We start from the raw sequence: 22,910 nt of genomic DNA, 5'->3' as shown, positions 1-22,910 counted from the left end.
GCCCGTCCTACACCGTTGATGTCAGCCGTGGATGTCAGAGGGCTTCACCCCCCCTAAGCGTTATGCCGGAGCGTCTGTGGGCGGCGGGGTGGATTCCAGTCTCTCGACGTCGCCAATTAGTTCGCGTACGCTCCCGTACCGATGGGCGACATCATGCGCCGCACATTTCCGCACGATCTGACTCGGCGCATCATCTTGGGACATTAGAGCATCTCTTCCAGTGAAGATATAGGAAAGTACCCAGCCGATCGAGTAGATTTCATTGCGTACGCCATAGTCCTTGAAGTTCTCCAGGAGGGGGTCCCGATAGGTTCCCCGCATCTCCGTCTTCGTTCGCGTGAACTCAGAATTCCTGTCCTTGGCGAGGCCGAAGTCTGACAGCTTTACAAGGACAGCCCCACCGTTGAAGGTCTTCACTAGAACGTTTTGGAGGCTGACATCGCGGTGAAGCAGGCCTTCGCTGTGGATGTAGTTGACGCCGTACAAGAATTGCAGCGCAATTCTCTTCCGTGACGAAAACGGCAACGTGTTGTTGCGCTTCTTGATGTACTTGCGGAGCGTGGACTCGCAAAACTCCATTAGGTATTCATTGCGAGTTGCGTCGTACTGGAATACCTCAACTATGTACGGGAATCTGAGGCGCTTGAGGATCTCGAACTCTTGCTGGAACCGATGAAGATCCCGGTCGCTCATGTCCTTGTTGGCGCGCTTGACGGCGAATTTGATTCCGTAGTCAGGGTCGATGAACGAGAACACCTTGGCGTACGAGCCTTCGCCGATAAGCTGCAGCTGGTTGCGCTGGCTGGACTTCTTCAGTTTGATCTCGGTGTCTGGACGCGAGAAAACTGGCTCGTATTTGATGATTTCAATTTGCTCGAAGTCGTCCGGGATGGCGCTGCCCCCGCTGCGCACCAGCCAAGACTGACAGCCCTTTATTGCACCTGCATAGGACTCCGCGAGGTGCACCTGCATTCCGGCATGCTTGAGAGAATCGAGGAAGTTGGTGACTTCCTTGATGAGTGCGAGCATTCCTCTGCTTTGCTCGGCCCAGTAGTGGTGGGTCGTCTCCGCCCTGTCGTTGATGGATTCGAAATGCTCGTTTAGCTGTTCGTGAAAGCTAGCGAAAGCGCGGCCGAATCGAGGATCACTCACGTACAGACGGAGAAAAGCATTCGAAACTTTCGAATCTGTGTAAGAATTCGAGAGGTCGGTCAGCATCAACTCGGTAGGGTCGGTCATTTTGTTATCCTCCTGGCGGTTGCTTTTTGCTCGCCTTCCTCTTTTCGTACCTAGTCAGGTTAAGGTTCGTTTGGGGCTTGCGGGGTGAGAATCCAGGAAAAGGGCAAGGCGGGGCGACCTGCTCACGACTCGCCCCAGCTCCCATCCCGTCCGCCGTCGACCCACACACCGTGGAGTAGGCGTGGTTCATGGCGTCCAGGTGGAGCGCGCCACTGTACGAACGACCTGGACGCCATGGGCCGCGTCTGCTCGGCTCTGCCTGGGTCGACGGTGGACGGGATGGGAGCCCCCCAACGCACGCCACGATGTACCCGCAGTCGGGAACGGCGCCCCCTCCATCCCGGTGCCGGCCGATCCCCCGCCGGAGGCATATCTTGTGCCCGCGGATGACGTCCCGCCCTTGCCCGCATGCACGCAGCGCGCCGCCGGGCGCGGCCAGCCGGGGCGGAGACAGGAGGCAGGCCGCGCCGTCGAGGCGGCGCGCGCCCGCGCCGTGCGCGGGCCTTGATGAAGTAGGGAAAGTCTTATCCCGCTGGGATGAGTTGCTTGCCGTCGTGGCTCCGCACGTGGGGGCCGTTGCCATCCAGGGCGTCCAGGAGTCGGATCGCGTAGACCTCGGACATGCGCTCGCTGACCTCGTCGGGTGTGAGCCAGGAGACGGCTGTCGACTCGCTTGATGTGCGCTCGAGGCCGCCGGAGGGCTTGCAGCGGAAGACCAGGGCGACGACACCTCGGGTGGTGTTCTTGTAGACGCCGGTCAGTTCGTCGACCTCGACGTGGATGCCTGTCTCTTCCCAGACTTCGCGGGCGACGCCGGCCTCTGGCGTCTCGTTCAGTTCGAGTACGCCGCCGGGGAGTTCCCACCCGCGACGTCCCCACCACCGTCCGGGACCACTCCCGCGTCTTCGCCACTCTCCGTCCTTCGGCCCGGTCCACAACCGGCCCGACCACGGCACCTGCCGCTGCGGTGCCCAGCACGCCACGGATGCCCCGGAGCTGGGTACCGCCCTCGACCCGGCGACCTACGACTACGCGGGCGCCGTCCTGTTCAACAACCACGCCGGACAGCTCTGGCAGCGCTTCACCACACGCCTGCGTCGCGAACTCGCCGCCCGCGCCGGCCTCACTCGCCGTGAACTCGCCGACCGCCTCCGCGTCTCGTACGGCAAGGTCGCCGAATTCCAGAAGCGCGGTGCCCTGCACTTCCATGCAGTGATTCGGCTCGACGGACCGGAGGAGCCCGGAACGCCGCCGCCCGCCTGGGCCACGGTCGATCTCCTCGCCGACGCGCTCCGTGCGGCTGCGGCGCACTCCTACACGTCCGTCTCCGTCCCGGCCGCTGAGGACCAACCGGCTCGGTCCTTCCGTTGGGGCACTCAGCTCGACGTCCGGCCGGTGAAGGCCTTCGGCGACGGCTCCGACATCACCGAACAGGCCGTCGCCTCGTACGTCGCCAAGTACTCCACCAAGGCAGCCGAGACCACCGGCACCCTCGACCGCCGTATCGGGGAGCTCGCCGAACTCGACCGTCATCAGGTCCCGGACCACACCCGCCGACTCATCACCGCATGCCGCGACCTGGAGCGCCTGTATCCGGACCGGCGCCTCTGGGCCTGGGCCCACATGCTCGGCTTCCGCGGTCACTTCTCCTCGAAATCCCGCCGGTACTCCACCACCCTCGGCGCCCTCCGCCAGACACGCGCCGACTACCGCGCCACCCAAGAGGCCGCCGTCCTGGGCCTGGAGGACCGCGAGCCGGACACCGTCCTTGTTCTCACGGATTGGCAGTACGGCGGCCACGGCCACACGCCCGGTGAATCCGCGCTTGCCGCCTCCATCGCCCGGGATCTCCAGCTCAACCGAGAGACGGCACGCGACGCATTGGCCGGGCTGCCCGCAGACGAGGGGGAGTGGTGACCATGGACCGACTTCTCACCGTGGACCAGGTCGCCGAATGCCTTGGCACAGGGGTCCGTTTTCCGCGGCGCCTCATCGAGGAACGCCGAATCACCTTCGTCAAGGTCGGCCGGCACGTCCGGATCCCGGAGGCCGCCGTGGAGGCGTACGTGAGTGCCAACACCGTGGAACCGATCCTCCTGCGGCCCACGGCGCTCAGGAGGGCTGCCTGATGGCTGGCAAGCGTAAGTCCCGCAGGGGCTTCGGCCGTGTCCGCAAGCTGCCGTCCGGCCGGTTCCAAGTCCGCTACCCGGGGCGTGACGGAGTGCTGCGCCCTGCGGACCGGACGTTCGCCAAGACCACGGACGCCGATCGCTGGCTCATGCGGAAGCGCATCGAGATCGAAGAGGGGCGCTGGCTCGACCCGGCCGAGGGGCAGACGACCGTCCGCGACTGGGCGGCCCGCTGGCTCGCTGCCGTTTCGCCGCAGCTCAAGCACAAGACGCAGGCGACGTACCGGTCCCTGATCAACTCGCTGATCGTTCCGGCGCTCGGCGATCGTGAGCTGTCCAGTCTCCGGCCGATCACGGTCGCCGAGTGGGTCGGCGAGATGAAGACCAAGGGCCTCAGCGCATCGAGGATCAGGCAGGCGTACCGGGTGCTGTCGCAGATCATGCAGTCGGCCGTCGACAACGACATGATCCCGCAGACGCCGTGCCGGGGCGTCAAGCTGCCTCGGATGCCGCAGACGGAGCCGCACATCCTCACCCCGGTCGAAGCATCGCGGGTCGTTCGGAGCGCGGCCAAGCCGCATGATCTGCTGATCGCCCTCCTTGCGTACGCGGGCCTGCGGGTAGGTGAGGCGTTTGCCCTCCGGCGCGCGGACATCGACGTCTCCAGCGGCTTCGTCCTGGTCGACGAGAACTTGGCTGAAGCCAACGGCGCGTTGGTCTTTGACACCCCCAAGTCGCATCAGAAGCGTCTTCTTCGGGTTGGCCCGTCGCTCGCGAAGCGGCTCGGCCGGCACCTGGAGACCCTGCTCGGCGGGGATGACGCGCTCCTGCTCACCACCCCCGGCGGAAAGCCGCTGCGCTACAACCAGTGGCGCAAGGCGTACTTCGACCCCGCCGTGTCGACGGCCGGGCTGACCGACGTCACCCCGCATGATCTCCGGGCCTCGCATGGAACTTGGGTGGCCGACCGCTACGGCGTGATGACCGCCGCGCACCGGCTCGGGCACTCGAACGCGAGCGTCACCACCCGGCATTACGCCCGGCCGGTCGCCGGTCGCGACGACCAGGTGGCGGAAGCTGCTGACTCCTGGCTCAGCGAGTCGGACGACCATAGCGGCGGCCCTTCCGGTGTCCCTTCCGTTTGAACTTAGGAGGAGTGGCTCTACTGCTCGGCGCCTGCAGAATTGCGGACTGACCACCGCGTCGCACGTGCTCAATTCAACGGCCCCTGACCAGGCACATGGTCGGGGCCGTTGCCCGTTGCGGTGCTCATGCAAGTCTTACTGGGCGGGCGCGTGGCCGGATATCGTCAGGTCCGATCGGGCTGCTTCGTGAAGGACGTTCAGCGCCTCTACCAAAGGGATCGAACGAAGTTCGGCCATCCCACTTGAAGGGATCCGGGCCATCCCGAGAAGTTCCCAAGTTCGCTGGTTGACGGTGTGAGCGGCGGTGGCAGCCTTCTCGTTGCTCAGTAGGACGAAAGTCTCGAAGAGGACCGATCTTCTGTTCTCGCTCTCCTCCATCTCGGCCAGCGCGTCAGATGCGTCCTTCCTCTGGTCACGGGCCCGCCCGGCGTCCATTGCGGCTCTTTGGATCGTCTTGATGCACGACACGTACTCGATGTACGTGTCGAGCTTTCGCTCGTCCCATCGGGTGGCAATCAGGCGCCGGAACTTTGCCCGCTCGGCGATGGCCGTAGCGAGGTAGGACGTCAGGGCGCCGATGAGGACGCCGACCAAGGTGATGATCTGGGTGGCCATGCCTGCCAACGTACCTGCGGGAGAAGCGGCGGACTCCTGGCTCAGCGGACACGATTACGAGCAAGGGGCACGCAGCGGGCACGGCGATGATGACGACGGCTCCGCCGGAGTGCTAGGAGCGTCTGACCTGCGGCGGAGCCGGGCTGCCACTTGGCTGCCGAAAGGTCTTGAAGACCGTCGTGGCGCGAGCCACCGTGGGTTCAAATCCCACACCCACCGCCAGGTGGAGCGGCCCTTGACCAGGTGAGAAGGTCAGGGGCCGTTGGGTTGTGCGGTGCCCGGTCGGGGCTGTGTACAACCTTTGGCGTTCACCTCAGGTCTGGTCTGTCGGGTCAGCAGACCCACCGAGCAGACTTGGGGAAGAAATGCGTATGCGTGCCACTGTTGCCGTTGTCTCCGGCGCCCTGGCCCTGTCCGCCCTCGCCGCGCCGGTGTCTCAGGCGAGCAGCCCTTCGTCCGCGCTGACGGGGGCGGACGCCTCCCCGGTGATCAGCAAGGTCGTGGTGAACAGTGGGAAGCCGATCGTGCTCGGTACCACCGCCACCAAGAAGGTGACGGTCTCCGTCACCGCGTCCCACTCCTCGGGTATCGAGGACGCTCTCTCCTACGTCTGGAGGGGGCGCGACGGCAAGCCGAACCTGTACGGCTTCGGGTTCCACCCGGACGCGGAGAGGGCCAAGTGCAAGGTTGTGAACGCCACGACCTCGACGTGCACCCTCACCATCACGGTCGATCCCGGATATCTGTGGAACACCAATGCCACGAGCTGGCGGGTCTATGCCGGCGCATGGGGCAAGGACGGGAGCTTCACCGCGAATGACTCCTACTCCTCGGTCAGGTTCCAGCGGCTGTCGCGGCTGACGGTCAAGGCCTCCCCGAAGCCCGTGAAGAAGGGCAGCACCATCACGGTCACGGGCAAGCTGGACCGGGCCAACTGGGACACCCGCAAGTACGCGGGCTACACGTCCCAGTCGGTCAAACTCCAGTTCCGGAAGAAGAACAGCAGCACCTACACCACCGTCAAGACGGTGAAGAGCTCCAGCACCGGCACGCTGAAGACCACGGTCAAGGCGGCGAAGGACGGCTACTGGCGCTGGAGCTTCGCCGGTACGGCCTCGACTCCCGCAGTCAACGCCACCGGTGACTTCGTCCATGTGAAGTAGTCCCGCAGCGCGCACTGGCGAGCGAACCGAAGGGCCCGGAGGACCGGGCCCTTCGTCGTTCACGGTAAGGGGGTACGAGGTGGGGGTTTATTCGGGATTCCTCATGCTTGGGCGTGAATCGCGGCTTTCGGAGTGATGGGGCGGGGTCCGCTGGGCAACTCTGAAGGCGCGACGTCGTACACCGTCCGAGGCGGCCGGCCAACTGCCCCGGAACCAGCCCACGTCACGTACGTCCCGGTGCGAGGCGCCACGGCGTACGAAGCTCTGGAGGAATCACATGGCACGCATCCGTACCGCACGCGCCCTCTCCGTCGTCGCGGCCCTGCCCCTCGCCGCCACCCTCTTCGCGGGTGTCGCCTCGGCGGACAACGGCGCGCTGGCGGACAGCGGATCGAACGCGGCGGCCGCGAGCATCACCGGCAGCGGGGTCGGGCGCGACAACCAGGGGAACTCCGCGACCACGCAGCAGCAGGCGGTGGGCTTCGGCGCCTCGAACCGGAGCAGCACCGCCCAGGTGAACCGCTCGGCGTTCACGGCGATCGATCAGAGGAACCAGAACGTGGCGATCAACTTCTACCGTCTGTGGTGAGTGCGGGGCCGATGGCGAGGCATCGGCCCTGACTGCCCCGAGGGGTGTGCTTTCCTGGGTCATCACACGTGCGCGCGGCGGTACTCCGGTGCCGCCGCGCGCACGTGTGGGCACAGGGCCGAAGGTGCCGGAGAACGTCCTGGTGGCCCGCGCCGGCTACTGCGATTCGTGTACGCGCGAGGGCCGGCCACTACCGTGGTACTCGTCTCTCAGGGGTGAACCCTCAGGGGTGCGTCCTGGCTCGTCCACCTTCAGGAGGTGGGGCCGACACCCCGCCTACAACCTGAGGCGGACACCTCTTCGCGACCTGCGGCCGATCCGCCGGATCAGGGGTCGAACCTAGCGTGGAGACATGACCGCACCTGTCTGCACCAGCGCTTCGAACGCCGTGACGCGGGCCCTTCCGTACCCGTCGTTCTCGTCGTACGTGAAGGCACGCCAGCCGGTGCTGCTGCGCACCGCCCGGTCGCTGACCGCGAACCCGAGCGACGCGGAGGACCTGCTGCAGACCGCCCTGGCGAAGACCTATGTCGCCTGGGACCGGATCGAGGATCATCGTGCGCTCGACGGATATGTCCGCAGGGCGCTGTTGAACACCCGGACCTCGCAGTGGCGCAAACGCAAGGTCGATGAGTTCGTCTGCGGGGAACTGCCCGAGCCGGAGGGGCTGCCCGGCCCGGACCCGGCCGAGACGCAGGCGCTGCACGACGCCATGTGGCGGGCGATCATGAAGCTGCCCGCCCGCCAGCGCGCGATGGTGGTGCTGCGCTACTACGAGGACCTGAGCGAGGCCCAGACGGCGGAGGTGCTCGGCGTCTCCATCGGAACGGTCAAGTCGGCGGTGTCCCGGGCCCTCGGCAAGCTCCGGGAGGACCCGGAACTCGGGCCGGTGCGTTAGGCGTCACGGTCGCTCCGGACGGCACGGTGCGGTCGGTGATCGATCGTGCCGGGCCTAGTGACATACCACGTGGTATGTGCGCAGAATCAGCGCAGCCCTTACTACCGCGTAGGCAGTGTCGCCCTGGGAGGACGCCGTGCTGAGCACCATGCAGGACGTACCGTTGACCGTCACCCGCATTCTGCTGCACGGGGTGCGGGTGCACGGGCGGTCCCAGATCATCACCTGGACCGGTGAGGGCGAACCGCGGCGCCGCAGTTTCGCCGAGTCCGGCGCCCGCGCGGTGCAGCTGGCGAACGCCCTCCACGACGATCTCGGCGTCCGGGGCGACGACCGGGTGGCAACGCTCATGTGGAACAACGCCGAGCATGTCGAGGCCTACTTCGCGATCCCCTCCATGGGGGCCGTCCTGCATACGCTCAACCTTCGGCTGCCCGCCGAGCAGTTGGTGTGGATCGTCAACCACGCCGCCGACCGCGTGATCATCGTCAATGGGTCGCTGCTGCCGCTGCTGGCCCCGCTGCTGCCGCACCTGCCGACGGTCGAACACCTCGTGGTCTCGGGGCCGGGGGACCGTTCCGTCCTCGACGGCGCCCACGCCCGGGTCCACGACTACGAGGAGCTGATCGCCGGCAAGCCGGCCGTCTACGACTGGCCGGAGCTGGACGAACGCCAGGCCGCCGCCATGTGCTACACCTCCGGCACCACCGGTGACCCCAAGGGCGTGGTGTACTCCCACCGTTCGATCTATCTGCACTCCATGCAGGTCAATATGACCGAGTCGATAGGGCTGACCGACCGGGACACCTCCCTCGTCGTGGTCCCGCAGTTCCATGTCAATGCCTGGGGACTGCCGCACGCCACCTTTATGTGCGGTGTCAATCTCCTGATGCCGGACCGCTTTCTGCAGCCCGCGCCGCTCGCCCGGATGATCGAGAGCGAGCGGCCGACGCATGCCGCCGCCGTCCCCACCATCTGGCAGGGCCTGCTCGCCGAGCTGTCCGCCCGGCCCCGCGATGTCTCCTCGCTCGCCCATGTCACCATCGGCGGCTCGGCCTGCCCGCCCTCGCTCATGGAGGCCTTCGACACGCTCGGGATGCGGGTCTGCCACGCCTGGGGAATGACCGAGACCTCTCCGCTCGGCACGGTGTCCCGGCCGCCGGCCCATGTGATGGGCACCGAGGAGGAGTTCGGCTACCGGCTCACCCAGGGCCGTTTCCCGGTCGGAGTCGAAGCGCGGCTCTCCGGGCCCGGTGGCGAACGGCTGCCCTGGGACGGTGAGTCGGCGGGTGAGCTGGAGGTGCGCGGTCCATGGATCGCGGGCGCCTACTACAACGGGCCGGACGCCGAACCGCTCCGCCCCGCCGACAAGTTCAGCGAGGACGGCTGGCTCAAGACGGGGGACGTCGGCACCATAAGCCCCGACGGCTATCTCACCCTCACCGACCGTTCCAAGGACGTCATCAAGTCCGGCGGTGAGTGGATCTCCTCCGTGGACCTGGAGAACGCCCTGATGTGCCACCCCGATGTAGCCGAGGCCGCCGTGGTCGCCGTCCCGGACGACAAGTGGGGTGAACGGCCCCTGGCCACTGTGGTGTTGAAGGAGGGGGCCGCCGCCGACTTCGCCACGCTCCGCTTGTTCCTCGCCGAGGAGGGCCGGATCGCCAAGTGGCAGCTGCCCGAGCGCTGGACGATCATCGAGTCGGTACCCAAGACGAGCGTCGGCAAGTTCGACAAGAAGGTGCTCCGCAGGCAGTACGCCGAGGGAGAGCTGGACGTCACGGAGATCTGAGCCGGGCGGGCAACGGTGCAACGGTGTGGGGTGCTGTTTCACGTGAAACAGCACCCCACACCGAGACGCCTCGAAAATCCCCCGGTACGGGATCAGTTGGTGCCGATCCGCGCCAGCAGATCCACGATCCGGTCCTGCACCTCGGCGGTCGTCGAACGCTCCGCCAGGAACAGCACCGTCTCCCCCGACACCAGCCGGGGCAGATCGGCCTGGCCGATGGTCGCGGTGTAGACGACGAGTGGGGTGCGGTTGAGCAGATTGTTCGCGCGCAGCCAGTCGACGACTCCGGCCTGCCGGCGGTGCACCTGCAGCAGATCCATCACCACGAGGTTCGGCCGCATCTGCGCGGCCAGCGTGACCGCGTCCGCGTCCGACGCGGCGCGTGCGACCTGCATTCCGCGCCGCTCCAGCGTCGCCGTGAGGGCCAGCGCGATCTCCGCGTGCTCCTCGATGAGCAGGACGCGCGGCGGATGCTGCTCGGAGTCGCGCGGGGCGAGCGCCTTCAGCAGGACGGCCGGGTCGGCACCGTAGGCAGCCTCGCGCGTCGCCTGACCCAGTCCCGCCGTGACCAGCACGGGCACCTCGGCGGCCACCGCCGCCTGGCGCAGCGACTGGAGCGCGGTCCGTGTGATCGGTCCGGTGAGCGGGTCGACGAAGAGCGCGGCCGGGAAGGCGGCGATCTGCGCGTCGACATCCTCACGGGAGTTGACGATGACCGGCCGGTAGCCGCGGTCGCTGAGCGCCTGCTGGGTCGTCACATCCGGCGCGGGCCACACCAGCAGACGCCGGGGGTTGTCGAGCGGCTCCGGAGGCAGCTCGTCGTCCAGGGGCCGCGACTGGGGCTGGTCGGCGATCTCGACGGCGCCGCCGGGACCGTCGAGCGGCTCGGGGCCTTCGTCGGCGTTCTTGTCCGGGGCCCCTATGGCGTAGGAGCGCCCGGCGCCCTCGGTGGCCACGGACGGACGCCCCTGCCCGGGCAGGGGCGGCTGCGCTGGCAGCGGGATCGATGCGGTGCCCGGGTGCGGCCGGGCCGTTGTCTCCGCACGCTCACCCGGAGGCTCGGGGGGCGTGCCCAGCTTGCGACGGCGGCCCGAACCGTTCGACTGGTGCGGAGGGGGCGTGGGCGACTGGGGGCGGGGCTGCGCCTGCGGCTGAGCCCCCTGGCGGGTGAAGGGCACGCCCTGCCCCAGCGTCCGCACACTGATCGCCCGGCCCTGCGTCGAGTTGGGGTCGACGGGCAGGTCCGTCTCGGCGGGCAGCGGCTGAGCGGCCCGCGGCGGGACGGCACGCTCCGGGGGCAACGGGGTGCCGGCCGGGGGAGTGAGCCCCGGCAGGGGCATCCCGGCACCGGAGGTGTCACCGGTGGCCGGCCAGGCCCCCGGAGACGCCGGGGTGCCCGGAGCGGGCGCGGCGGCCGCGGGGAGACCGCCCACGGAGGGCGCAGGGGCGGGCACCGGCTGGGGGCCGGGCTGCGCCGGCGCGGCGGGCCGCGGCGCGGTGACGGGTTCTCCGGGGAGAAGGGGCTGAGCGGGCAGGGGCCGGCCCGTCGGCACCGGCGGCTCCGGGGCCACCGGAACCGGCTGACCCGCGGGCATGGGCTGCCCCGGGGCCACCGGCAGGGGCTGACCGGTCGGCGCGGGCTGGGCCTGGACCGCCGGCACGGGCTGCGCCGACGGCGCGGGCTGCCCCGGGGGCATCGGCAGAGGTTGACCGGTCGGGGCGGGCTGGGGCTGGACCGCCGGTACGGGCTGAGCACCGGGGGCCGACGGGGCGGGGACCGGGTGCCCGGGAGCCACCAGACCTCCGGGCGCGCCCTGGGGCGGAAGGCCCTGGGGCGGAACGGACTGTGCGGGCACCGCGGGGGCGGGCAGAGCCGGTGCGGGCAGGGGCTGACGGCCTTCCTGCCCGGGCACCACCGGGGCGGGCATCGCCGGTGTCCGCTGCACGGGCGGCGCCTGCGGAGGCGCCGGCTGGGCCGGCATCCCCTCGGCGGGGATCGGCGAGGGCGCAGCCGCCCCGGCCGGCGGCTGTGCCGGAGCGGTGACGGAGCGGGCCCGGCGGCGACCGGTCGGCGCGGACACCGGATGTGGCTGCGGCGGGGTGTGGTCCTCGGACTGTTCGTGCGGCACCGCGTCATGGCGGCCCGCGTCGGCCGGGAGGGGCACGGGCACGGGCTGCTCCGGCGCCCGGTCCGCCGCGGCCGGAGGCAGGGCGAACATCGGGCGGGGGCCGGACTGCGCCGCGGCGGGACGCTCGTTCGCGGCGCCCAGGGCACGCCGACGGCGACCGGTCGGCGCGGGTGCGGCACCGGCGGCGTCGGGCGTCGGTGCGGTGGAGGCCGCGGGCAGCGCGGGCGGCAGGGCGTGCGGCTCGCCGTCCTGGCGGGCCCGACCGCCCGAGGGCACGGGCACGCCGCCCGGCGGCACGGTCTCTCCCAGCCCGGTGGGCGCCGGCTGGGCGGAGTGCTCGGCGGAGGTCATCACCGATCCCTCGGAGACTCCTCCGGCGCCGTTCCCGCCCGAGCCGGGGCGTCCGCGCCGGCGTCCCGTACCGCTGGAATCCGCGGGGATCTCGGCCGCGGTCGCCTGTGCCGGGATCGACGTCTCTGCGGGCCCCTCCGCCGCACGCCGCCTGCGCCGCCCGGTGGGGGGCACGGGGGCCGCCTCGGGGGAGGCGGCGGGGTCGGCAGCCTCGCTGTCCAGGAAGGCGTCCACGGACGACCGGCGGGCCCGTCGCCGTCCGCCGCCCTGCGGTGCGGCCTGGTCGGCGAGTGCGACCTCGGCCCCGGGCTGCTCCGTGGGGGTCTCCGACAGCTCGGCGGGGACCTCGGCCGGCACTGCCGTGACCGTCCCGGCACCGCTGCCGATCGGCACCTCGAGCACATAGGCGTTGCCGCTCATGCCCGGTACCTCGTGGGTCTGCAGCACACCGCCGTGCGCACGCACGATGCCCGCGACGATCGGCTGGTGCACCGGGTCTCCCCCGGCGTACGGGCCGCGCACCTCGATCCGGACGGACTCGCCGCGCTGAGCGGCCGCCACGACGACGGTGCTGTCCATGTAACCGCCCGCCGACACGGGAGCGTTGCCCGTCGAGTCGACGCCCGCGACATCCGCGACGAGGTGCGCGAGCGCCTGCGCCAGCCGCCGGGGGTCGACCTCGGCCTCGATGGGCGGGGCATGGACGGCGAACTGCACACGGCCGGGCCCCACCAGCTCGATGGCGCCCTCGACACCGGCGGCGACGACCGCGTCGAGCATGACGGCCGTCCGTGCCAGCCCGTCGTCGCCGGCGTCCAGCCGCTGGAAGCCGAGGACGTTGTCGATGAGGGTGGTGATGCGCGAGTAGCCGGCGGCGAGGTGGTGGAGCACCTGGTTGGCCTCGGGCCACAGCTGGCCCGCGTCGTCCGAGGCGAGCTTGGACAGCTCGGCGCGCAGCTGGTCGAGGGGGCCGCGCAGCGACTGGTCCAGTACCGCGAGCAGTTGCTCGTGCCGGGCGCTCAGCGCCTCGTAGCGGTCCTTCTCGCGCTCGCCGAGTGCGGCGTAGCGCTCGTCACCGGCCGCGATCTCCTCCGTGTGCCGCTCGCGCAACTCGGTGAGCTCGGCGGCGTGCTCCTCGCGCAGCCGCTTCAGCTCCTCCTCGCGTTCCTCGGCGGCGTGTTCGAGGTCTTTCTCGTGCTGCTTGTCGGCTTCGTCCTTCTCCGCGGCGAGCGCGTCGAACGGGCGCCGGTCCGTGAAGGTCATCACGGCGCCGACGAGCTGGTCGCCGTCGCGTACCGGCGCCGTCGTCAGATCGACCGAAACCTTGTCGCCGCTCTTCGACCACAGCACCTGGCCGCGCACCCGGTGCTTGCGTCCGGAACGCAGGGTGTCGTGCAGCGGCGACTCCGTGTACGGGAAGGGCGAGCCGTCCTCGCGGGAGTGCAGCACCAGTGTGTGCAGCTCCTTGCCGCCCAGATCGCTGGCGCGGAATCCGAGGATCTGGGCGGCGGCCGGGTTGACCAGCACGATCCGCCCGTCCGTGTCGGTGCCCACCACGCCCTCGGACGCGGCCCGCAGGATCATCTCGGTCTGACGCTGGGAGCGGGCGAGTTCGGCCTCGGTGTCCACGGTCCCGGACAGATCACGGACGACCAGCATCAGCAGTTCGTCGCCGGTGTAGCCGGAGCCGTCGTACGCCTGCCGGCCGTCCTCGAGGTTGGCGCTCGTGACCTCGACGGGGAACTCGATGCCGTCCGTGCGGCGGGCGGTCATCCGCGTCGGCTTGGTCCGCCCGTTGGCGTCGGTGGAGTCGGGCCGCCGCATGGACCCGGGGATCAGCCGTGAGTCGAACTCGGGCAGCAGATCGAGGAGCCCGCGCCCCACCAGGGCGGTCCCGGGCGCCTCGAAGGCCTCCAGGGCGATGGTGTTGGCGTTGACCACGGTCCCGTTGGCGTTGACCAGTACCAACGCGTCGGGGAGAGCATCCAGTATGGCAGCGAGGCGAGCAGCGCCTCGGGATGGCCTGCTGCTCACGAGACGCTTCCTCCCTGTCACCGCACCTTGCCGACCGCGGGGGCCATCTTGCCAATCGGCCCGCACCGTGTCACGCGGGGGAGTCTACGGGCAGTTGGGGCGACCCTCGGTGCCGGACGGGAGGGAGGTCGCACGAGGAAGTGACGTAGAACGTGTGACCGGGTGGATCGCCGGGCGGAACCCCGGACATCACCTGTGACCTTGCTCGTTGTCGGCCGAGGCCCTGCGGGGCGGGTTCTGGGTGCGCAGGTCCGGCAGCAGGGGGACGAGGGCGTTCCAGCGGGCGATCTGACAGCCGTCGCTGCGGTTGTAGCGCGCGTCGACCGGCCGCCCGGCCCAGGTCCCGGTGATCCGCGCGGTGGCCGGGCCGCCGTACTGCATGGCGCACATGCTGCGCGGCGGCACCGGGGCGAAGGGGTCGCGGCCCCAGACGGTCCGCCGGTCGAGGGCGGCGCAGGCGCGCGCGGGGGCCGGGTGGCTGCCGCGCGCCGGATGGCAGCGCAGCAGAAAGGTGCCGTCGGCGTGGCCCGCGTGGCGCACGGTGATGACGAGCCGGTCGCCGCCGGGGGCGGGGGCCCGGGTGTCGGCATGGACCGTGGCGGGCGCCGTGACCGCCGAGAGCAGGGCGACGGCACCGATGATCAGACCGCGTGAGGTGAGCTGGTTCATGCCATGACCAACGGCCGTGGGGCGGGACGGTTGCGCCAAGGCGTGGATCGGCCTGCGGATGAGTGACGACCGGGCCGGGACGACCCCCGCGACCCCGAGGTCCCGCCGAATCCCGTGTGCGGTTTGCGGCCCAGTGCTTTGCTCTGCGGCCTTTGTGCCTAGTACCGTAGGGGGCGATTGGTGGCACCCCCCTTTTCTGTGTCATCATCTGCACGCACCACTCGCGCTCGCGTGAGCGGTTGTGCTGGAGGCGTCGCCTAGTCCGGTCTATGGCGCCGCACTGCTAATGCGGTTTGGGCCTTCAAGCCCATCGAGGGTTCAAATCCCTCCGCCTCCGCGCTCGATCACTGAAGCCCCGGTCGTCATGACCGGGGCTTCGGCGTTCCCGGACTCACTCCATGAGGCGGCGTTCCCGGCCCGGCCTCACGAGGCGCCCGGCGCGGTGTTTTCGCAGGTCACAAGGGGTGTGGCTAATGGATTTCACATGGCGACGGCAGTCATGTAATGTTCTTCCTGTCGCCGCGAGCGGGCCGAAAGGGCCGGGAGCGAAGACAAAAACAGAACAAGCACTCGTAGCTTAACGGATAGAGCATCTGACTACGGATCAGAAGGTTGCAGGTTCGAATCCTGCCGAGTGCACACAGAGCAGAGGCCCCGGAGAGATCCGGGGCATCTGGCGTTGTGGGGCGTATCGCAGCGAGACGCTGCCCTCGGCCCCCGGGCGGTCCCGTCCGTGTCGTGGTGCATTGAGGTCAGGATCTGACCTCAATGCCTCCTAGCGTGCTCCTCAGCTGCGGAACACCGACCACGGAAGGCTGCGACCATGAGCGAGAACATGACTGCCGACGAGGCGACCACCCGGGCCCCGGCCGTCACCGGCGAGCGTGCCGACCTGCTGGAGGTGCTGGCCAAGCATCGCCACTTCCTGCGTTTCACCACCCGTGACCTCACCGATGAGCAGGTCGGGCGCCGGACCACCGCGAGCGAGCTGTGTCTGGGCGGACTGATCAAACATGTGGCCGCGGTCGAGCGGAACTGGGCGCGGTTCATTCTGAACGGCCCTTCCGCGATGGGCGACTTCACCGCCATGACCGAGGCCGACTGGGCCCGGCGGGCCGACGAGTTCCGGATGCTGCCCGGCGAGACGCTGGCCGGTGTGCTCGCCGACTACGCCGAGGTGGCCCGTGGGACCGACGAACTGGTCGCCACCCTGCCCGACCTGGATGCCGACCAACCCCTGCCGAAGGCGCCGTGGTTCGAGCCGAGCGCGCGGTGGTCGGCCCGCCGGGTGCTGCTGCACGTCATCGCGGAGACCGCCCAGCACGCCGGCCACGCCGACATCATCCGCGAGTCCCTGGACGGCGCCAAGACCATGGGGTAGCGGCCGGCCGGGCTAGCGGTCCGGGGTACGGGGCCCCGCGTGGTCCACGGTGTCGTCGATGAGGACGACCCGATGCCCGGCGGCGGCGAGCAGTGAGGCGGCGATCGCGGCCCGGAAGCCGCTGTGGCAGTGCACCCAGTACTCCGCGTCCGGCAGGGAGGCGATCGCGCCGGACAGTTCGGGCAGCGGGATGTGGCGGGCGTCGGACAGATGACCGGAGCCCCATTCGCGGCCGCCGCGCACGTCCAGCACCGTCACCGGCCGCAGCGGCCGGACGACGGCGAGGGTGGCGAAATCGGAGCGCGGGTAGGAGGCCAGGCCCTGGGGGCCCGCCCATGCGAGCGGGTTTCCCACGGCCGTGGCCGCCACCCGGTCGAAGCCGATCCGCAGCAATTCGTTGCGGGCCGTCTCCAGCGCCCGGCGGTCGGCGGCCAGCAGGGTGAGGGGGGAGTCGAACGGCACCAGCCAGCCGAGGTAGGTGGCGAGGGGCCCGGAGACATCGATGTTCACCGTTCCCGGCAGATGGACCGGGGCGTAGTCGGCTCGCGGGCGTACGTCCACCACCCACTCGCCCGCCGCGATCCGGTCGACCAGTTCGGCCGGTTCCGCCGGTCGCGGCGCGGCCAGCGAGGCCAGGGGCGGCGGCCCGGCGGAGTTGATCGGCGCCATCCGGCGGTAGTACGCGGGGTAGGGGTCGAGGCCGGACAGTGTCCCGCCGGCGAAGACGTCCTCGGACTGCCGGAAGACCGGGTTCACGCTCCGTTCCCGGCCGATGGTGGAGCGCTGGGCCGCGCCCGCCGTCGTCGCGGCGCAGAAACTGCCGAAGCCATGGGTCGGCAGCACCACGGTGTCGTCCGGCAGCAACTCGGCCAGACGGCGGACCGATCGGTACTGCCGGCGGACCAGCGGCTCGGCCCGTTCCCGGCCCATCAGATCGGTGCGCCCCGTGGTGCCGTACAGCAGGGAGCCGCCCGTGCACACCAGCCGGGGCACCCCGTCGGCGGAGGCGAAGGCATAGGCGACATGGTGATCGGTGTGCCCTGGCGTGGCGATCACCTGGATCCGCAGCTCACCGGCGGTCAGCCGATCGCCGTCGGCCACCCGGACGGCGTCGAAGCCCAGGCTCGGCCCCGCGGGCACCACGTAGGCCGCCCCGAAGCGGCGCGCGAGGTCGAGACCGCCGGTCACATAGTCGTTGTGCACATGGGTCTCCACGACCGTGTCGAGCCGCAGCCCGCGGGAGTCCAGTACGCCGGTGATCCGCTCCAGGTCACGCTGCGGGTCGACGGCGACCGCGACCGCCCCGTCGGTGATCAGATAGCTCCGGTCGCCGAGGCTGAGGGTGGAGATCTGGATGATCTCCAGGTGATCGGGCAGGTGTTCGGAGACATGCAGCTCGGTCTCGGTGGCCCGGCCCGGCTCGGCCTCGACCGGTGTCTCCGTGACCCCGAACGGCGAGAGCGCCCGCAGCACCCAGTGCCCGGGGAGCACATCGAAGCGGAACGCGCCGGACGACGAGGTGGCCACCTCGTCGACGAACTCTCCCGCCGGATCGAGCAGCCGGACCCAGGCATGCACGCCCGATCCGTCGGCGGTCCGGACCCGGCCGGCCACGACGGTCCGGGTGGTGGTGGGGTGATCCATGGGTGTTCCGGTGGGTGTTCCGGTCGTCTCCGGTGTGTTGTCCGGGCCCGACCGCCGGGCGGACGGGGAACCCGCACCGGCCCGGGAGGCAGGTCCTTCAGGACGGGACACCTCCACCACAACCCATCCCCTCGGCGCCGTCAAACGCATGCGCCGCCCACCGGGGACACCGGGTACGGCCCCGGGCCGTACGACCGCCCGCATCCATGGACCACCGTGGATGTCGGTGCCGGCGCCTACAGTCGGAGGTGATGACTCAGGTGTGGAGATGTACGGGGGTGCGCTGGGGCGAGGGCGGGCCCGTGCTGGGGTGGGAAGGCGGGCGGCGCAGCGGGCTGGAGCGGGGCAAGCGCGTGGCTTTCGGGGTCCTGGCAGAAGGCGTGCGCACCTGTGTGGGGGCGCGGGGACACGGGTGTCCGGTGCGGGCCGAGGTGCCGGGGCGGAGCACCGGGGCGCGGTGCGAGGAGTGCGCGCGTCTCGACCGGGCGCACTCGGTCGCCGCCGACGGTGTCGCCGACGATCTGCGGCCCTACCGGGTGTATCTGGCGTGGTTCGGGCCCGGCATGGTCAAGGTCGGGATCACCGCCGCCGAGCGCGGTTCGGCGCGGCTGCTGGAGCAGGGCGCCGTCTGCTTCAGCTGGCTGGGCCGGGGTCCGCTGATGGCGGCACGGAGGACGGAGGAGCTGCTGAGGGCCGCGCTCCGGGTGCCGGACCGGATCCCGTACGCCGACAAGCGCGCGGTGCGGGCCGTGTTGCCCTCGGCCGAGGAGCGGGCCGCCGAGACGGGGCAGCTGCACGCCCGGGCGGTGGCGCTGGCGAACTGGCCGGAGTCCCTGGAGCGGTTGCCGTTCCGGGCCGTCGACCACGCCGGGGTGTTCGGGCTCGACGGGCTGCCGGGCGCGGACGGTGTGGTGAGCGAGCTGGCCGCCGGCTGTGTGCTGAGCGGGGCTGTGCTGGCCGCCGCGGGGCCGGACCTCCATCTGGCCACCGGGGGTGGGGTTCTCGTCCTGGACACGCGGTTGATGACGGGGTGGGAGCTGACGGCCGCGGACCGGGACGAGGTCACCGTTCCGCTGCGGAAGCCGAGGGCGGCGAGGGCGGCACAGACGCAGGACGGGCTGTTCTGACCGCCGGGGGCCGCCGCGCGGGGCGAGCCGGGGCATGCCCCGGCGTGCCAGGGCATGCAGGGCGTGCGGACGTGGTCGAACGCAGCCACCGGACGGGATGAGCGGCGTGCCCGCGCGTCCCGCGGGCGCCGTTTCTCAGGTAAATCACAGACACGGGAAAGGGCGCTTTCAGAGGATCCCGACAGGGTGTCCACCATGACCACGACCTCGCCCCAGGGGCGTACCGAACTGCTGAGGCCGGACGGGAGCCCGGTCCGCGTACTGGTGGTGGACGACGAACTGTCCATCACCGACCTGCTGTCCATGGCCCTTCGCTACGAAGGCTGGCAGATCCGCAGCGCGGGGACGGGACACGCCGCGATGCGGGCCGCGCGCGAGTTCCGCCCCGACGCCGTCGTCCTGGACATGGTGCTCCCGGACATGGACGGACTGACCGTGCTGGGCCGGCTGCGGCGTGAACTGCCCGAGGTGCCCGTTCTCTTCCTCACCGGCAAGGACGCCGTGGAGGACCGGATCGCGGGCCTGACCGCCGGTGGCGACGACTACGTCACCAAGCCGTTCAGCCTGGAAGAGGTCGTGGCCCGGCTGCGCGGGCTGATCCGGCGGGCCGCCGGCACCGGCCGTCGCTCCGAGTCCGTGCTCGTCGTCGGTGACCTCACCCTCGACGAGGACAGCCATGAGGTGTCGCGGGGCGGCGAGGACATCCATCTCACCGCCACCGAGTTCGAACTGCTGCGCTTTCTGATGCGCAATCCGCGGCGTGTGCTCAGCAAGGCGCAGATCCTCGACCGTGTGTGGTCGTATGACTTCGGCGGGCAGGCCAATGTGGTGGAGCTCTATATCTCCTATCTGCGGCGGAAGATCGACGCCGGCCGGGAGCCGATGATCCACACCCGTCGCGGGGCCGGTTATCTGATCAAGCCCGCGGCGTCCTGAGCGGGTGACGGCGGTCGCGCACCGCCCGGCGTTCCGTCCGTAACCGGGTCTGACCGGCCTGACCGGCTCCGTTGTACGCCGTACAAGACCGTTGTTCTACGGTGTACAGCATGACGACCGCCTCCCAGGGCCACCCCAAGCGCTGGCTGATCCTCGGTGTGATCTGCCTCGCGCAGCTCACCGTGCTGCTCGACAACACCGTGCTGAACGTCGCGATCCCCACGCTCTCCCGTGAGCTCGGCGCGACCACCTCGGACGTCCAGTGGCTGATCAACGCCTACTCCCTGGTGCAGTCGGGACTGCTGCTCACCGCGGGCAACGCCGCGGACCGCTACGGACGCAAGAAGATGCTGGTCACGGGGCTGGCCCTGTTCGGCCTCGGCTCGCTGGCGGCCGGACTCGCCGACTCCACGGGACAGTTGATCGCGGCTCGGGCGGGCATGGGCGTCGGCGGTGCGCTGCTGCTCACCACGACCCTCGCGGTGGCGATGCAGATCTTCACACTCGAGGAACAGCCCCGGGCGATCGGCATCTGGAGCGCCGTGAACGCGCTCGGCTTCGCGGCCGGCCCGCTCCTCGGCGGCTTTCTGCTCAACCACTTCCGGTGGGGCGTGATCTTCCTGATCAATCTGCCGGTCGTGGCGCTCGGCCTGGCGGCGGTCGTGATCCTCGTACCGGAGTCCAAGAACCCGCGCGGCGACCGCCCCGACCTGCTCGGCGCCCTGCTCTCCACCGTCGGTATGGCCGCCCTGGTGTACGCGATCATCACGGGGCCGGAGCACGGCTGGACCTCGGCCCGGGTGCTGGGGACGACGCTGTTCGCCCTCGGCGTGCTGGCGCTCTTCGCCTGTGTCGAGAGCCGCGTCCCCCACCCGATGCTGGACCCGCACTTCTTCAGGGACCGCCGGTTCACGGGCGCGGTCGCGGGGGCGGTGCTGATCACCTTCGGCATGGGCGGGGCGCTCTTCCTGCTCACCCAGCACCTTCAGTTCGTCCTGGGATACGGGGCGTTGGAGGCCGGGCTGCGCACGGCACCGCTGGCCCTCGCCGTGGTCGCCCTCAACTTCACCGGTCTGTCGGCCCGCTGGACCGCGCGGCTCGGCACCCCGGTGTCCATCGCGCTCGGCATGGTGCTGATGTCGGCCGGCCTGGTGTCCGTCGCGACCCTCGCCTCGCACGGCTACTCCGGGACCCTTCTCGGTCTGCTGCTCATCGGCGCGGGCTGCGCGATCGCCAACCCGGCCATGGCGCACGCCATCATGAGCGCGATCCCGCCCGCGAAGGCCGGTGTGGGCGCGGGCATCAACGGCACGCTCGCGGAGTTCGGCAACGGTCTGGGGGTGGCGGTGCTCGGGGCGGTGCTCACCTCCCGTTTCGCGGCGGAGTCGCTGCCCTCGGCGCTGGCGGCGGCGGGCTCGGCGGCCGAACGGCGACGCCTTGTGGACACCTACGCCTCGGGATTGACGGCCGGTCAGCTGGTGGGTGCGGTGGCCGTGCTGCTCGGGGGCCTGACGGCGGCGGCGCTGCTGCGGAGGGCGGAGCGGGCGGACCTGGAGCCGGCGGTGGCCCCGTAGCCCGGTCCCAGGGGACGGCCGGGCGGTTTGCAGGGCCCGTGTGACTCCTTGCGCCCCCTGGGGAGGGTCCGCAGAGTGACTTCCGGCAGGGTGCGGGCGCCTAGCATCGTGACCAGGAAGCCGCAGTGTCGAGGAAGGTGCGCCATGGTGAAGGCAGCTCGACGGGCGGGGCGTCCGGAGCGGACCAGCGTCTGGCTGGAGGGCAAGGCGCCCCGGGGCGGTGGGGCGCGGGCCGGCGGCGGTCAGCCGTCCGGGCTCGACCGGGACCGGATCACCGAGGCGACCGTACGGCTCCTGGACGCGGAGGGACTCGCCAGGTTCTCGATGCGTCGGCTGGCCGCCGAGCTGAAGGTCACGGCGATGTCGGTCTACTGGTACGTGGACACCAAGGACGACCTGCTGGAACTGGCACTGGACGCGGTCTACGGCGAGTTGCGGCTGCCGGCCGCCGAATCGGACGAGGACTGGCGCGGCCAACTGAGGACGCTCGCCGCGGGATACCGGGCGCTGCTGGTGCGTCACCCCTGGCTGTCGCCGCTGGCGGGCACCTTCCTCAACATCGGCCCGCACTCCGTCGCCTTCTCGCTCGCGGTGCAGCGGGTGATCAGGCTGACCGGGCTGCCCGCACACGGCCAGATGGGCGCCATCGCGGCGGTCTTCCAGTTCGTGTACGGCTTCGGCACGATCGAGGGGCACTTCGTGGAGCGCTGTGCGGCCGCCGGGATGAGCCAGGAGGAGTACTTCCGGCACGCCATGCGCGCGGTGACACAGAGCCCCGATCTCAGCGAGGTCCTGCACCACTCCGCGCACCTGATGGAGGCCCGCGGCGGTGACACGGTGCAGGAGATGCGCGAGCGGGACTTCACCTTCGCGCTGGAGACGCTGATCGCGGGGATCGAGGCGATGGTCGCCCGGGGGTAGCCCCGGGCGGACCGGCCGGGACGGTCAGTCCTCGGACGGCACCAGACGGGCCGGGAAGCCGCCCGTCGCCACCGGGCCCCAGCGCACCGGGGTGACCCGGATGATCGACTTGCCCTGCCTGATCATGGCCTGCCGGTACTCGTCCCAGTCCGGGTGCTCCCCGGCGATGTTGCGGTAGTACTCGACGAGCGGCTCGACGGAGTCCGGGGTGTCGATGACCTCGGCCGTGCCGTCGATCTGGACCCAGGGCCCGTCCCACTCGTCGCTGAGCACGATCAGGCTGACCCGCTCGTCCCGCTGGGCGTTGCGGGTCTTGGCGCGCTCCGGGTAGGTGGAGACCACGATCCGCCCGGAGTCGTCGACCCCGCAGGTCAACGGCGACCCCTGGGGGCTTCCGTCGGCGCGCCGGGTCAGCAGGATCGCGCGGTGACGGGTCCGTACGAAGTCCAGCAGCTGGTCCAGGGTCACGGCGGTGTTCGTCGCGATGTTCGGTGCCATGGAGGCAGCTTAGGGCCCGGGCGGCGGATCTCCGCGGTGCTATCGCGGGGGATCCGCCGTACGGGCCCCGGGCGGG

General features: G+C 70.3%; 17 protein-coding genes, 2 tRNA genes and 2 pseudogenes. 14 read left to right on the top strand and 7 right to left on the bottom strand.

Annotation, left to right across the window (positions count from 1 at the left end; all coding sequences use genetic code 11):
- Positions 1 to 60: 60 nt before the first annotated feature.
- Both CP978_RS16960 and CP978_RS16955 read right to left on the bottom strand, forming a co-directional pair.
- Positions 61 to 1,239, bottom strand: coding sequence for a protein kinase family protein (locus CP978_RS16960; protein ID WP_043441831.1), 1,179 nt, complete (start codon positions 1,237 to 1,239; stop codon positions 61 to 63).
- Between the two features lie 524 nt (positions 1,240 to 1,763).
- Positions 1,764 to 2,102 (bottom strand): annotated as a pseudogene (locus CP978_RS16955) (NUDIX hydrolase); the annotation flags it as partial.
- On the opposite strand from CP978_RS16955, the pseudogene repSA reads away from it, so the two are divergent.
- The 3 genes and pseudogenes from repSA to CP978_RS16940 form a co-directional block, all read left to right on the top strand.
- Positions 2,099 to 3,156 (top strand): annotated as a pseudogene (gene repSA / locus CP978_RS16950) (replication initiator protein RepSA); the annotation flags it as partial. The pseudogenes CP978_RS16955 and repSA sit on opposite strands and share 4 nt — an antisense overlap.
- 2 nt (positions 3,157 to 3,158) lie before the next feature.
- A complete protein-coding gene (locus CP978_RS16945) occupies positions 3,159 to 3,368 on the top strand; it encodes a helix-turn-helix domain-containing protein (protein ID WP_043441830.1) in 210 nt (69 codons plus the stop codon).
- Positions 3,368 to 4,513 carry a tyrosine-type recombinase/integrase gene (locus CP978_RS16940; RefSeq protein WP_052454154.1) on the top strand — a complete coding sequence of 382 codons (1,146 nt, stop codon included), beginning with the start codon at positions 3,368 to 3,370 and terminating at the stop codon, positions 4,511 to 4,513. Before CP978_RS16945 ends, CP978_RS16940 begins: the two co-directional genes overlap by 1 nt.
- Before the next feature lie 135 nt (positions 4,514 to 4,648).
- Here CP978_RS16940 and CP978_RS16935 read toward each other — a convergent pair whose 3' ends face one another.
- On the bottom strand, positions 4,649 to 5,128 hold the full coding sequence (locus CP978_RS16935; RefSeq protein WP_043441828.1) for a hypothetical protein: 480 nt from the start codon (positions 5,126 to 5,128) through the stop codon (positions 4,649 to 4,651).
- Between the two features lie 365 nt (positions 5,129 to 5,493).
- Between CP978_RS16935 and CP978_RS16930 the strand changes: the two genes are divergently transcribed.
- From CP978_RS16930 to CP978_RS16915, 4 genes are all read left to right on the top strand, one after another.
- On the top strand, positions 5,494 to 6,291 hold the full coding sequence (locus tag CP978_RS16930) for a DUF5707 domain-containing protein (RefSeq protein ID WP_043441827.1): 798 nt from the start codon (positions 5,494 to 5,496) through the stop codon (positions 6,289 to 6,291).
- 277 nt (positions 6,292 to 6,568) lie between these two features.
- On the top strand, positions 6,569 to 6,880 hold the full coding sequence (locus CP978_RS16925) for a hypothetical protein (protein ID WP_043441825.1): 312 nt from the start codon (positions 6,569 to 6,571) through the stop codon (positions 6,878 to 6,880).
- Positions 6,881 to 7,232: 352 nt separating this feature from the next.
- A complete protein-coding gene (locus CP978_RS16920; RefSeq protein ID WP_043441823.1) occupies positions 7,233 to 7,778 on the top strand; it encodes a SigE family RNA polymerase sigma factor in 546 nt (181 codons plus the stop codon).
- A gap of 136 nt (positions 7,779 to 7,914) precedes the next feature.
- Entirely contained in the window at positions 7,915 to 9,570 is a 1,656-nt protein-coding gene (locus CP978_RS16915; RefSeq protein WP_043441821.1) for a long-chain fatty acid--CoA ligase, read from the top strand.
- Between the two features lie 92 nt (positions 9,571 to 9,662).
- Here the strand turns inward: CP978_RS16915 and CP978_RS16910 are convergent, their stop codons facing one another.
- Both CP978_RS16910 and CP978_RS16905 read right to left on the bottom strand, forming a co-directional pair.
- Positions 9,663 to 14,084: a hybrid sensor histidine kinase/response regulator gene (locus tag CP978_RS16910; protein WP_150478238.1), complete on the bottom strand. Its 4,422-nt coding sequence runs from the start codon at positions 14,082 to 14,084 to the stop codon at positions 9,663 to 9,665.
- 189 nt (positions 14,085 to 14,273) lie between these two features.
- Complete coding sequence (locus CP978_RS16905) at positions 14,274 to 14,753, bottom strand: SSI family serine proteinase inhibitor (protein ID WP_052454152.1); 480 nt, start codon at positions 14,751 to 14,753, stop codon at positions 14,274 to 14,276.
- A gap of 246 nt (positions 14,754 to 14,999) precedes the next feature.
- Between CP978_RS16905 and CP978_RS16900 the strand changes: the two genes are divergently transcribed.
- The 3 genes from CP978_RS16900 to CP978_RS16890 all read left to right on the top strand — a co-directional run bounded on the left by CP978_RS16900 (position 15,000) and on the right by CP978_RS16890 (position 16,134).
- Positions 15,000 to 15,090, top strand: a tRNA-Ser gene (locus CP978_RS16900).
- Between the two features lie 229 nt (positions 15,091 to 15,319).
- Positions 15,320 to 15,392: transfer RNA gene (locus CP978_RS16895), tRNA-Arg, on the top strand.
- Positions 15,393 to 15,588: 196 nt separating this feature from the next.
- Positions 15,589 to 16,134: a DinB family protein gene (locus tag CP978_RS16890; RefSeq protein WP_043448790.1), complete on the top strand. Its 546-nt coding sequence runs from the start codon at positions 15,589 to 15,591 to the stop codon at positions 16,132 to 16,134.
- A 12-nt stretch (positions 16,135 to 16,146) separates the two neighbouring features.
- Here CP978_RS16890 and CP978_RS16885 read toward each other — a convergent pair whose 3' ends face one another.
- A complete protein-coding gene (locus CP978_RS16885) occupies positions 16,147 to 17,778 on the bottom strand; it encodes a DUF1416 domain-containing protein (protein ID WP_158508334.1) in 1,632 nt (543 codons plus the stop codon).
- A 251-nt stretch (positions 17,779 to 18,029) separates the two neighbouring features.
- On the opposite strand from CP978_RS16885, the gene CP978_RS16880 reads away from it, so the two are divergent.
- The 4 genes from CP978_RS16880 to CP978_RS16865 all read left to right on the top strand — a co-directional run bounded on the left by CP978_RS16880 (position 18,030) and on the right by CP978_RS16865 (position 22,336).
- Complete coding sequence (locus CP978_RS16880; protein WP_043441818.1) at positions 18,030 to 18,905, top strand: DUF2797 domain-containing protein; 876 nt, start codon at positions 18,030 to 18,032, stop codon at positions 18,903 to 18,905.
- Positions 18,906 to 19,100: 195 nt separating this feature from the next.
- Positions 19,101 to 19,841: a response regulator transcription factor gene (locus CP978_RS16875; RefSeq protein WP_043448785.1), complete on the top strand. Its 741-nt coding sequence runs from the start codon at positions 19,101 to 19,103 to the stop codon at positions 19,839 to 19,841.
- A 110-nt stretch (positions 19,842 to 19,951) separates the two neighbouring features.
- Complete coding sequence (locus tag CP978_RS16870) at positions 19,952 to 21,415, top strand: MFS transporter (RefSeq protein ID WP_107070395.1); 1,464 nt, start codon at positions 19,952 to 19,954, stop codon at positions 21,413 to 21,415.
- Positions 21,416 to 21,559: 144 nt separating this feature from the next.
- The gene (locus CP978_RS16865) at positions 21,560 to 22,336 is read left to right on the top strand and encodes a TetR/AcrR family transcriptional regulator (protein ID WP_043441811.1); all 777 of its coding nucleotides are present in this window, start codon (positions 21,560 to 21,562) and stop codon (positions 22,334 to 22,336) included.
- A gap of 24 nt (positions 22,337 to 22,360) precedes the next feature.
- Here the strand turns inward: CP978_RS16865 and CP978_RS16860 are convergent, their stop codons facing one another.
- Complete coding sequence (locus CP978_RS16860; protein WP_043441808.1) at positions 22,361 to 22,834, bottom strand: PPOX class F420-dependent oxidoreductase; 474 nt, start codon at positions 22,832 to 22,834, stop codon at positions 22,361 to 22,363.
- Positions 22,835 to 22,910: the final 76 nt, after the last annotated feature.

Origin of the sequence: Streptomyces nodosus (genome assembly GCF_008704995.1) — a bacterium.
Taxonomy (GTDB): Bacteria; Actinomycetota; Actinomycetes; order Streptomycetales; family Streptomycetaceae; genus Streptomyces; species Streptomyces nodosus.
This window is presented reverse-complemented; position numbering and strand designations above follow the sequence as displayed.